This is a genomic window from Pedobacter aquatilis, assembly GCF_032678405.1.
GTDB lineage: Bacteria > Bacteroidota > Bacteroidia > Sphingobacteriales > Sphingobacteriaceae > Pedobacter > Pedobacter aquatilis_A.
In genome coordinates this window covers 19,429-32,836 of record NZ_JAVTSJ010000004.1, presented here as the reverse complement: position 1 = coordinate 32,836, position 13,408 = coordinate 19,429, and the positions used below count along the sequence as shown (strand labels likewise).

7 protein-coding genes are annotated in these 13,408 nt (G+C 38.5%); 4 read left to right on the top strand and 3 right to left on the bottom strand.

The annotated features are described in order from the left end of the window. Window positions 1–77: 77 nt before the first annotated feature. Window positions 78–4,124 carry a two-component regulator propeller domain-containing protein gene (locus R2R71_RS11755; RefSeq protein ID WP_316831463.1) on the top strand — a complete coding sequence of 1,349 codons (4,047 nt, stop codon included), beginning with the start codon at window positions 78–80 and terminating at the stop codon, window positions 4,122–4,124. Between the two features lie 16 nt (window positions 4,125–4,140). On the opposite strand, the gene R2R71_RS11750 is transcribed toward R2R71_RS11755, so the two are convergent. Continuing rightward, window positions 4,141–5,925, bottom strand: coding sequence for a S41 family peptidase (locus R2R71_RS11750; RefSeq protein ID WP_316831462.1), 1,785 nt, complete (start codon window positions 5,923–5,925; stop codon window positions 4,141–4,143). 199 nt (window positions 5,926–6,124) lie between these two features. On the opposite strand from R2R71_RS11750, the gene R2R71_RS11745 reads away from it, so the two are divergent. Further along, window positions 6,125–7,168, top strand: a complete 1,044-nt coding sequence (locus tag R2R71_RS11745) for a sensor histidine kinase (RefSeq protein WP_316831461.1) — start codon at window positions 6,125–6,127, stop codon at window positions 7,166–7,168. Continuing rightward, window positions 7,161–7,880 carry a LytTR family DNA-binding domain-containing protein gene (locus tag R2R71_RS11740; protein WP_316831460.1) on the top strand — a complete coding sequence of 240 codons (720 nt, stop codon included), beginning with the start codon at window positions 7,161–7,163 and terminating at the stop codon, window positions 7,878–7,880. Before R2R71_RS11745 ends, R2R71_RS11740 begins: the two co-directional genes overlap by 8 nt. Before the next feature lie 86 nt (window positions 7,881–7,966). Here the strand turns inward: R2R71_RS11740 and R2R71_RS11735 are convergent, their stop codons facing one another. Next, entirely contained in the window at window positions 7,967–9,127 is a 1,161-nt protein-coding gene (locus R2R71_RS11735; RefSeq protein ID WP_316831459.1) for a transglutaminase domain-containing protein, read from the bottom strand. Between the two features lie 223 nt (window positions 9,128–9,350). Between R2R71_RS11735 and R2R71_RS11730 the strand changes: the two genes are divergently transcribed. After that, window positions 9,351–10,799, top strand: a complete 1,449-nt coding sequence (locus R2R71_RS11730) for a TlpA family protein disulfide reductase (RefSeq protein ID WP_316831458.1) — start codon at window positions 9,351–9,353, stop codon at window positions 10,797–10,799. A 63-nt stretch (window positions 10,800–10,862) separates the two neighbouring features. On the opposite strand, the gene R2R71_RS11725 is transcribed toward R2R71_RS11730, so the two are convergent. Next, window positions 10,863–13,241, bottom strand: coding sequence for an outer membrane beta-barrel protein (locus R2R71_RS11725; RefSeq protein ID WP_316831457.1), 2,379 nt, complete (start codon window positions 13,239–13,241; stop codon window positions 10,863–10,865). Window positions 13,242–13,408 lie beyond the last annotated feature (167 nt).

The window sequence follows — 13,408 nt, the reverse complement described above, 5'->3', positions numbered from 1 at the left end:
GATAAATTCATTTTATTAACAAATACATATTGTAATTTTAATCCCTGTATAACCAAATCAAGCTATATCCTTTGCGCATGAAATTCCGCCTGCTATTTTTTTTGCTGTTCTGTTTTTTGATTAGTCGGGCACAAACTAACATTTCTTTTAAGCACCTTAATGTCGAAAACGGGCTTTCTCAAAGTGCTGTTCTGGCTATTGCTCAGGATGCAAAAGGCTTTATCTGGTTTGGCACCCGCTTTGGCTTAAATAAATACGACTCACAAAACTTTAAAATATACAAAAGAGAAAAGGATAACGATAAAAGCCTGAGCCAGTCTGAATACATTTCGAGTATTTTAGCTGCAAAAGATGGTTCACTCTGGATTGGAACCCCGATTGGTTTGAATAAATACAATGAAGCTAAGGATAACTTCGATAGGATTTTACATCAGGAAAATGATCCGGCCAGTTTAAGTGCTTCAAAAATCAATTGTATTTTTCAGGATAAAAAAAACCGTTTATGGGTAGGTACAACAAATGGACTTAACCTTTTAGTAAGGGAAGGCAGTTATCGTTTTAAACGTTTCTTTTATAACAAAAACCAAGCGCAACAGGTTTACGCCCTTGCCGAAGACCATAATGGAACCATCTGGTTAAGTACTACAAAAGGCCTGTTCAACATGAAATTAGAAAACGGGCATACCAAAATCAGGTATTTTAAAGCTTTCAGTGAGGAAATAAATAAAGTAATCGATAACCACATTACGAGTTTTGCAGAGGACAGGGATGGAAATCTGTGGATAGGTACCAAACAAAGTGGTTTAAACAGGCTCGATCTGGGCACAGAAAAAATCACGACCTACACTTATAACAGCCTGAATGCAAATGGAATCAGCAGTAATAACATCAGGAAAATTATTATCGATTTAACTGGCCGGTTGTGGATTGGTACACTGCACGGAATAAATATATACGACCCCATAAGCAAAACCTTTACTACCGTTCAAAATGAGCCCGGCAACGCTTCCAGCCTCAGTCAGAATTCTGTTTACGACATCTTTCAGGACAGGCAGGGAATTATCTGGGTGGGAACTTATTATGGTGGTATTAACATGGTTTACCCCGATTATACACCTTTTAGGATTTATAGCAGCGCTAAAACTTCGAGTGGCCTAAGCAGCAATGTGGTAAGTGCAATAACGGAAGATGTAAACCACAATTTATGGATAGGAACCGAAGGTGAGGGCTTAAATTATTTCGACAGGCAAAGCAATACCTACACCCATTACAAAAATAACCCCGATAATGCCAGAAGCCTCAGTTCTAATCTGGTTAAATCAATCATTAAAGATAAACAGAACAGGATTTGGATAGGTACGCACCTAGGTGGGCTTAACCTATTTGATCCCAAAACAAAAACATTTACCCGATACACCAGCAAAAAGAACGACCTTTCATCCATCAGCAATGATGAAATCACGGCTATTTTTGAAGATAGTAAAGGCCGGTTCTGGGTAGGTACCAATAATGGACTGAATAGTTTCGACAAGGAAACAGGAAAATTTACCCGCGACAGGATTGGCGGAACAGGCTATGCCGTTCAGTTCATTTTTGAAGATGCTAAGCAAAATCTGTGGGTAGCTGCCAATTCAGGTGTTTATCAGCTAAAAAATGGTGCTGATAAATTTGTTGCCCGTGTTTCCGACGATCCTGCCAGGCTACCTTACAATGCAGTAAGCTGCATTAGCGAAGACAGCGATGGCAATATCTTACTTGGAACCTTTAGAAATGGTTTGTTCAGGTTAAATACGGAGCAGCACAGCTACCGATGCATCAGTAAATCGAATGGTTTACCCAGCAATAATATTGTGGGTATTTTAGAAGACGACCAGCATAATTTATGGATAAGTACCGATAACGGGTTATGCAAGTACAACCAGCAGGAAAAGTCATTCAATATTTACAATGTGAAAGATGGCTTGCCCGGAAATGAATTTAATTACAAATCCCTCCTAAAAGATAGTAAAGGCGAATTTTTCTTCGGAAGCTTAAGTGGTATGATTAGTTTCTATCCGAAAAGCATTAAACGAAACGAAAGCATCCCCAAAGCATTTTTCACAGGTTTAAAATTATTTAACAAAGCTGTTGATTTGAATAATGGTGAATTACTGGACAGTAACATCAGTGTAACCAAAACCATCACTTTTAAGGCAAGTCAGAATGTTTTCTCCATTGATTTTACTGTCCTCAACTTCATCAAACCCGACAAAAACCGCTATGCATATCAGCTGGCAGGTTTTGAAAAAAACTGGAATTACGTCACGATTCCATCCGCCAGCTATACCAACTTATCGCCGGGCAACTACACTTTACTGATTAGAGGTAGCAATAATGATGGTTTATGGACCGAAAAACCTACTCAATTGAAGATTAAGGTTTTACCACCCTTTTATCAAACCTGGTGGGCCTATTTAATTTACCTGCTCCTTTTCGCCGCCATTCTTTCTGTGGTAATCAGGTATTTACTGGTTAGGGCAATGCTAAAGCATGAGCAGGAAAGCAATGAGCATAAACTACAGTTTTTCACCAATATCTCGCATGAAATCCGGACACCACTAACTTTAATTATTGGACCACTCGAAAAAATAATCGATAAAACCCAAAATGAGCCTGAACTAAACCGCGATTTGCTGCCCATAAAAAATAATGCCGACAGGCTCATGAACCTGGTAACCGAATTGCTTGATTTCAGAAAGGCCGAAAGCGGAAAACTACATTTACAGGTAAACAAAGGTGATATCGTTAAATTCTGTAAGGAGATTTTTCTCTCTTTTGAAAACACTGCGCTAAGCAACCAGATTAACTACACATTTGAATCGGAAAACACGGCAATCGAATTGTATTTCGATAAAATGCAGATGGAAAAAGTATTGTTTAACCTGCTTTCAAATGCGTTTAAATTTTGCTCGCCTAAGGGCAAAGTCGAACTCCGGATAACTGATGGTAAGAACCAGGTTTACATCAGTGTTACAGATAATGGAAAAGGAATTGCCAAAGAAACCCAGCAGAATTTATTTCAGGATTTCTTTCAGGTATCACCCAACACCAACATAGGTACCGGTTTAGGTTTATCCCTCTCGAAACGCATTACCACACTTCATCATGGAACCATCGAATTGGATAGTGAGGTAGAAAAAAATGACACACCTGGTTTTACCTCTTTCAGGGTGCTTCTGAAAAAAGGTAAAGCGCATTTCAGCGCTGAAGATTTTATTAGTGATGATTCCCATAGTGGCGATAAAGCAAACTATAACCTGCAAAAAACAATTAAACCCTTCACTGAAATTGTGCCACAGGAAAACCTTAAAAGCGATGATAATAAGTTTACTGTTTTAGTTATTGAAGATAATGCCGAAATCAGAAATTTCATTAAAAATGCATTATCTGGCACTTATAATATCATTGAGTGCGAAAACGGACTTGAGGGCTGGAATGTCGCCACTGATTTAATTCCTGATTTGATTCTGAGTGATGTAATGATGCCGGAAATGGATGGTATAACACTATGCAGGCAGCTAAAAACCGATATCAGGACAAGCCACATCCCAGTTGTTTTATTAACGGCCCGGTCCGCTTATATCCATCAGGTGAATGGCCTGGAAAATGGTGCCGACGCTTATATTGTGAAACCATTTAATGTAAATATTTTATTGTTGAACATCCATAACCTTATAACGGCAAGGGAAACCATTAAAAAGAAGTATGCACAGGTTATTAAACTTGAGCCCAGGGTATTAACCATTAATAAAACCGAACAGGACTTTCTCGAAAAAATAATTGCCATAATAGAAGAACACATGACTGACCCCGATTTCGGTGTACCATTTCTTGCTTCCGAAATAGGCATGAGCCAGTCAGTGCTCTATAAAAAAATGAGGGCGCTTACCGATTTATCGGTGAATGATTTCATTAAATCTATCAGGTTAAAAAAAGCGGCCCAGCTACTAGGCCAGCATTTCGGAAATATTGCTGAAGTGGCCTACGCTACAGGTTTTAACGACAGGAAATATTTCAGTATCGAATTTAAAAAGCAGTTTGGTAAAAGCCCAACAGAGTTTGCACAGGAAAACATGGAGAAATAGACTGTTATTATACACCTTACCTACCCTCCCTGATGTATTTCAAAGCCCTGTCGAGCAATGGATCTTCTGATAAGGTTAACTGCTTTGCCGATGGCTTAAAATAAATATCAGGTACTATACCAATGCGTTGCGTTTCCTTACCGTCAGGATAAAAGATGCCATTACCGGTAAAACTAAAGTTGTAGCTGCCTGGTAGCGTTAATCTTCTAACATCCCCATCAGCGCCAGCGGTTTGGCTGCCAATAACTGTGGTGTTGTTATTCAGCTGACGCAACATCATACAAAACCACTCGCCCATGCTTTGTGTGTTTTCGTCTGTTAAAATAATAATTTTACCTGTATACAATGCGCCGGTTGGTTTTGAACCATCTTTCGGCATATACATATAATCCTCAACTGCTTCGCGAAGTTTAAAAACGCCAGGATCATTAAGGTAAGCCGAATAATAACGTGCAAATACAAAAGGTGCTTTACCTAAGGCATTTGGCAGATAGTAACTAAACAAACCAGGTGCCTGGGGGTATTTCCTCATATCGCATATAATTGCTTTTTTGCTCCTTAGTTCGGCAGCAAACTGTCCGAGGTCTTTTTTAGCTGGCAGGTCTTTTTCAAAAAAGTTCCCGGCTCTTATTAAAGCAATGTCGGCACCTATATTTTCCTTACCGCTGATACTTTTTTCTTTTGCCCGTTTACTTACAATATGATTTTCGATAAGCTTAATAGCCGATTTGTTCTGCCGATCGAGCAAAACTACTTGTAGATTCAACAGGGTACCATCACGGTTAACTTCTAAGTTAAGGACCGGACTTTCCAGATGACTGAAAGCAAAAGTATCACCTCTGTCGTTATCTGATTCACTTAACAACCTGTATTTAACGGCCTCATTTGAAGCAGGAAGCAATACCGCTCTTTCTTCAAGCCATTGTTTTATCTTTTTTCCGTTAATGGTTACAATCACATCTCCTTTTTTCAACGTGCTGCTGTTTGCCAGCGAATCATTCAAAAAATTTCTTACAATGATCCCATTTGGTTCGGCTTTGTACTCGAAGGGTGGATAATATTTCATATCAAAAATTGCATTCACCATTTTCATATTCCCGCTCTCCATAAATTCTCCGGCATGCGTATCGTTAATCGATTCGGCAAGTATCAATATACTTTTTTCATAGCCAGCCCTGTTCTTTACCTGTCTGAAAACCGGTATCATTTTCCTTAGAACATCTTTCCAGTTTCTACCCATTACATATTTATATGGAAAAAGGTATTCTATTGCGTTCCAGGCCTTTGCCAATGCCAGCAAGTTCATATCCTCCTCATTAAAGGCATAATTAGCATAATTTTCCTCATTAGGGAGATCACCTTCATACCAGACAGTTGGGATATAATGGTGTTTGCCGCTGATATTAGCTGCATTTGACAAAGCGGTAAGTTGCTTTCTTACGGCATTATTGTAACCTTTTCCATTAATCCAGCCGAAGCTTACATTTTTCTGGAAATACCGGTAACTGTCTGATTTATTATAATTTGTAGGCACTCTGACAGAATCACTGATCAATTTTAACATAATTTGATTGAACTGCCTTTCATCAGCTTTTTTAACTGAATCAATTAAGCTTAAAAAAATCTTGTCTGCATCAAAATTCCCCGAAATACTTTTCGCCGATTTGTATTTAACCAGCCCCCACACCTGGATAAAATTACCAATGTTTTCATTCTGACTCACTTTTTGTTGTGCCATTAAGCTAATGCTATTAAGAAATAGTAAGGTTATGAGTAGTAAGCTGTTTTTGATCGTTTTCATGTTATTGCTTTTTTGTTCCCCAAAACTGCTTATCCGAAAACCATTAAAAAAAACCGATTGACCAACGCCAGAATTACATTGATAAGAACGGAAAAAGTAAAAATGAATCTTGTGTATCCAAATAGCCTTCTTGTCAATAAAATTTACCCTTTAGTGTATTCCGTTTCCTGCAGGATTTAATTTCAGTTACTTTTAAACCATGAACAAAAGATTACTTTTCTATTTGCATTCCGGCTATTGGTTATTAGTGCTGGTACAGGTTTTATTAGTAGCGATAGGTACCGGCGTTTTAGGCACACAATTCGACTGGCATTTATTTCTATCTATCGTATTACCTGTTAAAGTATTACAAATTGCATGTTCTGCTTTGTTTTTCTATGCAAATTACCTCCTGCTTGTCCCTTATGTTTTAAAGAAAAGGAATACCTTAAAATACATCTGCTCGTTACTAGGCTGCATCCTTGTATTTACACCATTGTATTACCTGATGGAGCAACTGGTTTACCCTTTAATCGGTTGGAAAAGTTACAGCCTTGATCTCAATTTTCGTTTTGCCTTTCTTGTAACATTAGGAGCCAATTTCCTGAATATATTTCTCGGCCTGTTGCTGAGTTACCTGATGGATTGGCGAAACATCCGTGCAGAAAAAGAAGTGATTGAACAGGAACAACTTAAAACCGAACTGGCTTTCTTAAAATCGCAGGTAAATCCACATTACCTTTTTAATACCATAAATGATATCTATTCGCTAACACAACTGCAATCAAAAGAAGCGCCCGATGCTTTGCTCAAGCTTTCTGAACTGCTGCGTTACATGTTACGCGAAAGCGACGATCCTTATGTGCCCCTGGTTAATGAAATAGAATACCTGAAGAATGTTATTGATTTACAAAGAATTGGACAAAAAGGGAATTCGTATATCGATTTTAGTGTTAAAGGAGTAATTGACAAGCAAAAAATTGCGCCCTTAATTTTGATCAATTTTATTGAAAATGCCTTTAAACATGGTGTATTCAAAAACAGCGAAACGCCCATACAAATTTCAGTTACTATTGATAAACAAACTTTTCATTTGCATCTTCACAATAAGATTAACATTGCCAAAAAAGATAAGACGGGCGGAATTGGCCTGGTGAATGTGAAAAGACGTCTGGAATTGATTTACCCAAACCGATACCAGCTTTCCATTAACCAGCAGGAGGATGCTTTTACTGTAGATTTAAAAATCGACCTTTATGATTAGATGTATTATTGTTGATGACAAACCGCTGGCCATTGATGTACTTAAACACTACATTTCAAAAGTACCGTCGTTAACATTAACGTTTAGTACCGTTAACCCTATTGAAGCGCTGAATAAGGTAATTGAGGGAGAAGCAGATGTGGTTTTCCTGGATATACAGATGCCAGAGCTCAATGGCTTGCAGTTTATGAAGATTGTAAAGGGCAAATGCCTGGTGGTATTAACTACTGCTTACGCTGAATTCGCACTCGAAGGATTTGAAAATGATGCCGTTGATTACCTGCTAAAACCTGTTTCTTTCGAACGTTTTTATAAAGCAGTTGAAAAAGTACAATTACTGCTAAAAGGCATGTCAACACCTGAAAAAACCGACAATGTATTACCGGAGAAGGAAAGTACCATAGATTATATTTTTGTAAAAACCGAATACAAACTTATCCGCGTTAATGTGGCCGATATCATTTACATCGAAGGATTACAAAACTATGTCATCATCTACACCAAAACAGAAAAAATCACCAGTTTGCAAACCATGAAAAAAACCGCAGAGCAATTGCCTGCCAAACAGTTTATCAGGGTGCACAAGTCGTTTATTATTGCCATAAATAAGATCGACAGTATTGAACGTAACCGGATTAATATTGCCGACCAGAAAATTGCCCTTGGCGAAGTTTACCGCGAAGCTTTTTACAATGCCATAGCTGGCAATTAAATTTTATTCGCCTTTAGGTTCAGTATGAAGTGAAAAGCCCCCGTTATTTCATAACGGAGGCTTCGCTAATCAACAAAGATTAAATGCTATTGTGGCGTTGTCCAGAAAAGCGCCGGATTATTCGTTTTATAATTGGTAAACTTTACACCTGTTTTTTCTACCAGTGCTTCTTTTTTCTGTGGTCCCTGTACCAGCCCGTCAAGCGGTAGTAATTCAACATAAGTTACCTCCATCCCTTTCTTCCAGGTTTCTGAATCATACTGACTGATTAGCGGTGTTTCGAGGCGGTAAAGGTTTTTGGCCATATAAGTTTGCAGGTAGTATTCTTTCGATTGCAGGTAATCACGGTTCCAGTTGGCATCTGCATTTAATACCAATGGTAATCCCTTTATTAAACGTTCACGCACCTCTTCAATACCAAGCAATCCCCCCTTTTCATCCATAACATAAGCATCAAAAGTCGGATCTATCCATATCCATTTCTTTAAATCGCGGCTGTAAACCATGTTAATTACGTGGCAATCATCAAAATTGGTTTCCTTTGGCATACAGGTGATGTACCTCGAAACAATTCCCATCGAAAGATAGCACTCATTAAGTACGGTGGCCAGCATGCGGCAGTTAACACCCCTGTTTTCTTCCCTGCAAACTTTAATCAGATCTATTGCATTCTTTAAGGTTGGATTGTTGCTGCTGCCATCATGGCGAATCAGGTTATGTACCCAATGCAGCAAATTGAACACTTTCGACAGTTCATTACCTTTGCCTGCTATAGAATCCAGTTTCAGATCTTTACGGATTTTCACCAGGTTTTCGTTTTCCATTGACTGATAACTGAAGGCAGGAATTTCCCGTTTATCTAGCTGGTTATACTTTGCACCTTTTCTAAGTGTATCCAGGTAAGCAATTGGTCTGCGATCAGGCGCTTTGGCATCATATTTTACCTGCGTTCGGGCAGTATCTTTTCCATTCACCAGTATTATAAAATCGTATTTACCAACCTTCGGATCAACATTAAAAGAAATTGATTCCTTATCTGTATAAAAAGTAACTTTCCTGGCATTTGTCGTGTACACATCGAGCTTTTCTTCAGGCACCACTTTCCATGCATTCTTACGCACAGGATAATTATCTTCTTTTATATCTACACTGTTTGTTGCGGCATTAATAATGCGCAGTTTTTTCTGTGCAAATGAAGTACTGGCTGTAAAGAGAAACAGCAGCAAAAGCGTTATTCCAGATTTCATAAAGTTATTGTGTTTTAGTTCGTTGTTTTAATACTGACGCTGAAACAGGTAAAAGGTTGCACGGATACCAGCACTATTTTAAATTTATCAAATTTTAGCCAACAAACAACCGTTTATCTCTCAAATTATTTAAGATTTAATCAGCACCTCAAAATAAAACTAAAAAATTAGTTGTTTATTTAAAAGATAGTCTTTACCTTCAAGGTATCAGCCATTTGTAACCATGAGAAAATCCCTGACACTATCAACGCTTGTATTATTAACGTTAAATCTTTTGGCACAAAAACCCGCAAAGGAGCCATTCGTAATACAAGGCAAGCTTATCAATTCGCCCGAAAAGATGCTTAAAATATTTTTTCTGGATGAAAAGGAGAAAATCACTATTGACACCATACATTTGAAAGAAGATGGTTCATTTTACCTGAAAACCTATAAAATAACCAGACCCCAGCGTACCAGTATACAAAATAACCGGACCCAGATTAACCAGATTTACGTTGCACCAGGTTATGAACTAAGCATTACCGGCGATGCTACCGATTACAAAACACTCTTTGCAGGTAAAAAGATCACAGGTAAAGGTGCAGCGGTGAATCGTTACCGGACAATGCTCGATTCAGTTTACGCTTCAAGGCCACGCGGCAGCAGCTGGTATGAGATGAACCTTGAAGACTTGCTCAGCTATATCCAGTCGGAACAAAAATTACAAGACTCCATACAGAAGCTTGTCTTCGCTAAAAACACCTCGAAAGATAAATACTTCGATACCTTTAAGCGAATGATTGAGGTTGATAATCAATCTATTGCTTTATACAACCTGCTCGAGCATATTGCCATGAATAAATATAGCTATGAAAAGATGAGCTCCCTTGTTAAAGAACATACACCAACCGCATTTAAGAATGGTATTTCTAACGATAGCTACTTAAATTCTGAAGACTATAAAACCTGGTTGCTTGGTAACTCTGTATCCTACCACAGGCAGCTTGATAAAGCGCAGGATTCTACACTATCCAAACAGGAGGGTTATAACCTGAAAAGTATAAAAGAAGTTTTAAATGGTAAAGTATTGGATTATTACCTGTCGAGGGTTATTATTTCAAATATTAATGCGGCTAAATCGATAGAAGGATTAAATGCTTCGAAGAAAAGAGTTGAACCCTACCTGACAAGCCTTTCTGATCATACCTACAAAGGTGAAATTACAGAAGTATTCAATGAAAAAGAAAAGCAGCTGATGCAGGTGCAGATTGGAAAGCCCGCACCAGACTTCACTTTATTTAGCGCCGATGGGAAGACTTACCGCCTGGCCGATTTCAAAGGAAAAGTTGTTTACATAGACCTTTGGGCCAGCTGGTGTGCGCCTTGCAGGGAAGCAATGCCCGCCTATAAAAAGCTTTACGAAAAACACAAAGACAATGAAAAAATTGCCTTTTTGGGAATCGCAGTATCTGATGGTGAAAAAGAATGGCGTCAGGCTTTGAAAGAAGAAAACCCGAACTGGATACAGCTTCGGGATAATGATGGCACTATTGCCCGTTCGTACGTAGCCAATGCGATCCCAAAATACATCATCATCGATAAGGAGGGGAAAATTGTGAGTTTTAATGCCCCGGGACCTGAAGACCCAAACACAGAAAAACTCTTGCTATCTGAACTTGCGAAAGGTTAGGAAACTAAAGATGATATAAAAACAAAAAATACTCCGGATAGTGAAAATCCGGAGTATTAATTTTTAATTACTCCTGCCCTGCTCCTCCAAAGAACCAGAAGTTCTTCTGCGTATCTTTACCTGTGTATTACCAAAATTATAGGTAAAATTCAGTCGTACATTACGACTATCATATTTACTGTAGGTATCGTAATCAAGATTACCATACATCGTTTTGCTTCGGGTAATGCTTCCGTAATAAATATCATTCAATGTTAAGCTTAAACTGGCTTTGCCCTTCAAAATATTTTTTCCGGCCGATAGGTTGAGGTATGAAAAGGGAAGATTAATCTGGTTTCCATAAGTTACCCGTGTTTGTCCGTATAAGAAAGCATTTAGCCACCAGCTTTTCTTCAGGGTAATCCGGTTATCAAGCGAATAGGTAAAGGAAGTCTGCGCAATAGAAACCACTTCATTTTGATAATTAAAGCGATAACGACTATTAGAAAACCCAACCGACAGCCCAACATCCCAAATTTTAAACAACTTGTTGTAATAGCCCAGGTTTGCCCCATAATTCCGGTTGGCAGACAGATTTGCTTTGGTGTCTGTTGTTACCTTACTTAAATCATCTATCCTGCTTAAATCGGTAATCACATCCTGTGCACTGCGATAGGTTACCGAAAAAGTATATTTCCCTTTGAAGCCATAACCCAGGCGGAAATTATCGGTAAATGATGGTAAAAGATATGGATTTCCCTGCAGGATAGAATAAGCGCTTCTTACAATACTAAAAGGATTAAGATAACTGTAATTCGGTCGCCCGATTCTGCGGGAGTACGAAGCGGAAAGGGAATGGCTTTTTATTTTGTAACCCAGGACTAAATTTGGAAAAAGACTTAAATAATCCCTCTTGATGGTACTATCGAGTGTTGGTGAATAACTGCGTGTAAAAGTATGCTCGGCCCTTAGCCCGGTTTGAACGGTTAGTTTTCGAAGTTCAAACTTCCTGTTAACATATCCGGCTGCAATGGTTTCATTGTAATTGAAAAGATTACTCCCATTGTCAAAGCCATTACCGGCATCATTCTTTCGGATTGAATTAAAGTCATTTTCAATATGTACATTACTTATTTTCACACCTGTTTCGAAAGTACCTCCCTTAACTTTCTGTGTATAATCGGTTTTAAAGCTAAGTATGTTGGTTAGCGTTTTACCATCTTGCAGCAAACTATATGGTTGCCCAAGGATTGATCCATCGTCACTCAATAGTTTCAAGCCAATAAAATTATCGTCATGATAATTAAAACGACCTAAATCAGCATCCATGATAATTTCCTGTTGAGTGGACGAGTCGAGTGTTAACTTGTAATTTAAGTTAATATTAAAACCTTTGCTGAGGCGCTCGCTAAGGTTGGTCGATTTTCGGGTAGAATCGCTTTGCGCCAGGTTTGAAAATATTTGTGTACTGGTTTCCCTTCTTGGGTCGCTGGCATTATAATAGCCTGTTAAAAGAATACCGAAAATGCTTTTTTTATTGAAATAATGATCATATCCAAACCGTAAATTCTGACTCGTATATGGACTGTTAAATATGGCTGAATCGAGTAAATGCTGGTTGATGTTACGGATTCGGGTATTGGTTTGGATTTCCTGATATTGCTTCCCTTTACTAATACCGTACGATAGGTAAAAATAATCTTTTAACTTACGGTAATTAAGGGATAAAGAAGCATTATTACCTGTGAGGTATTTCCAGCCATATCCTCCGGTAAGACTTAAGCTACCATCGTAACCAGGTTTTACCCGCTTAATCGTTTTGATGTTCAGGATTCCACCCTCGCCCTGTGCATCGTATTTTGCCGATGGATTGTAAAGCACCTCTACCTTTGAAATATTTCCCGTACTCGTCGAATTCAACATATTAATCAGATCACTGCCACTAAGTCGTGTTGGCTTATCATCAATATTAATCGTAATGCCTTTTCCTTCAAAACGGATTTCATTTCCATTTAAGATGATCAGGCCAGGGATTTTACGGATCACATCTACCGCATTAATTCCTGCTTTCGCATCGCCATCAACATTTACAACCGTCCGGTCAAATTGGAGTTCTACAAGTGGCTTGACGCCTTTTACGGTAATCTCACCGAGCTTGTTTTCATCATACTTAAGCTTTACTGCAGGAAACTCGTTACCATCAACACCGAAACGGAAACTCAGATAGCCTATGTGGCTAACCTGTATAATATCTTTTGGCATTACCGGGACATTAAACTTTCCATTACCATCGGTTACAGCACTGGCATAAGGTTTAGTCTCAGCATAACGGTAAACCTGAATGCTGGCATTAACAATGGCTACCTGCGCTGTGTCAGTAACAGTTCCGGTTACCATTTTAAGCTGGGCAAAAAGTTGAAAAGAAAGAACGAGGAGGATGAGCGTTAACAGATGTTTCTTCATTTTAAGCGTTTAGAGGGATTTATTTTCACTTTAAAAGAATCAAAAAACAGGATTCTTATTTCCCTCAAACGACGCAGGAAAGTATGCAACGTTGCACTTCAAAAGATTTATATAACAAAATATCGGCTTATCAGGAAACCAATACCTGGCCATTTATCAACTAAAAC

Excerpts from the sequence above, each read along its gene's own strand:
- R2R71_RS11755 (WP_316831463.1), top strand. The coding sequence starts at position 78 with ATGAAATTCCGCCTGCTATTTTTTTTGCTGTTCTGTTTTTTGATTAGT.
- R2R71_RS11750 (WP_316831462.1), bottom strand. The coding sequence starts at position 5,925 with ATGAAAACGATCAAAAACAGCTTACTACTCATAACCTTACTATTTCTT.
- R2R71_RS11745 (WP_316831461.1), top strand. The coding sequence starts at position 6,125 with ATGAACAAAAGATTACTTTTCTATTTGCATTCCGGCTATTGGTTATTA.
- R2R71_RS11740 (WP_316831460.1), top strand. The coding sequence starts at position 7,161 with ATGATTAGATGTATTATTGTTGATGACAAACCGCTGGCCATTGATGTA.
- R2R71_RS11735 (WP_316831459.1), bottom strand. The coding sequence starts at position 9,127 with ATGAAATCTGGAATAACGCTTTTGCTGCTGTTTCTCTTTACAGCCAGT.
- R2R71_RS11730 (WP_316831458.1), top strand. The coding sequence starts at position 9,351 with ATGAGAAAATCCCTGACACTATCAACGCTTGTATTATTAACGTTAAAT.
- R2R71_RS11725 (WP_316831457.1), bottom strand. The coding sequence starts at position 13,241 with ATGAAGAAACATCTGTTAACGCTCATCCTCCTCGTTCTTTCTTTTCAA.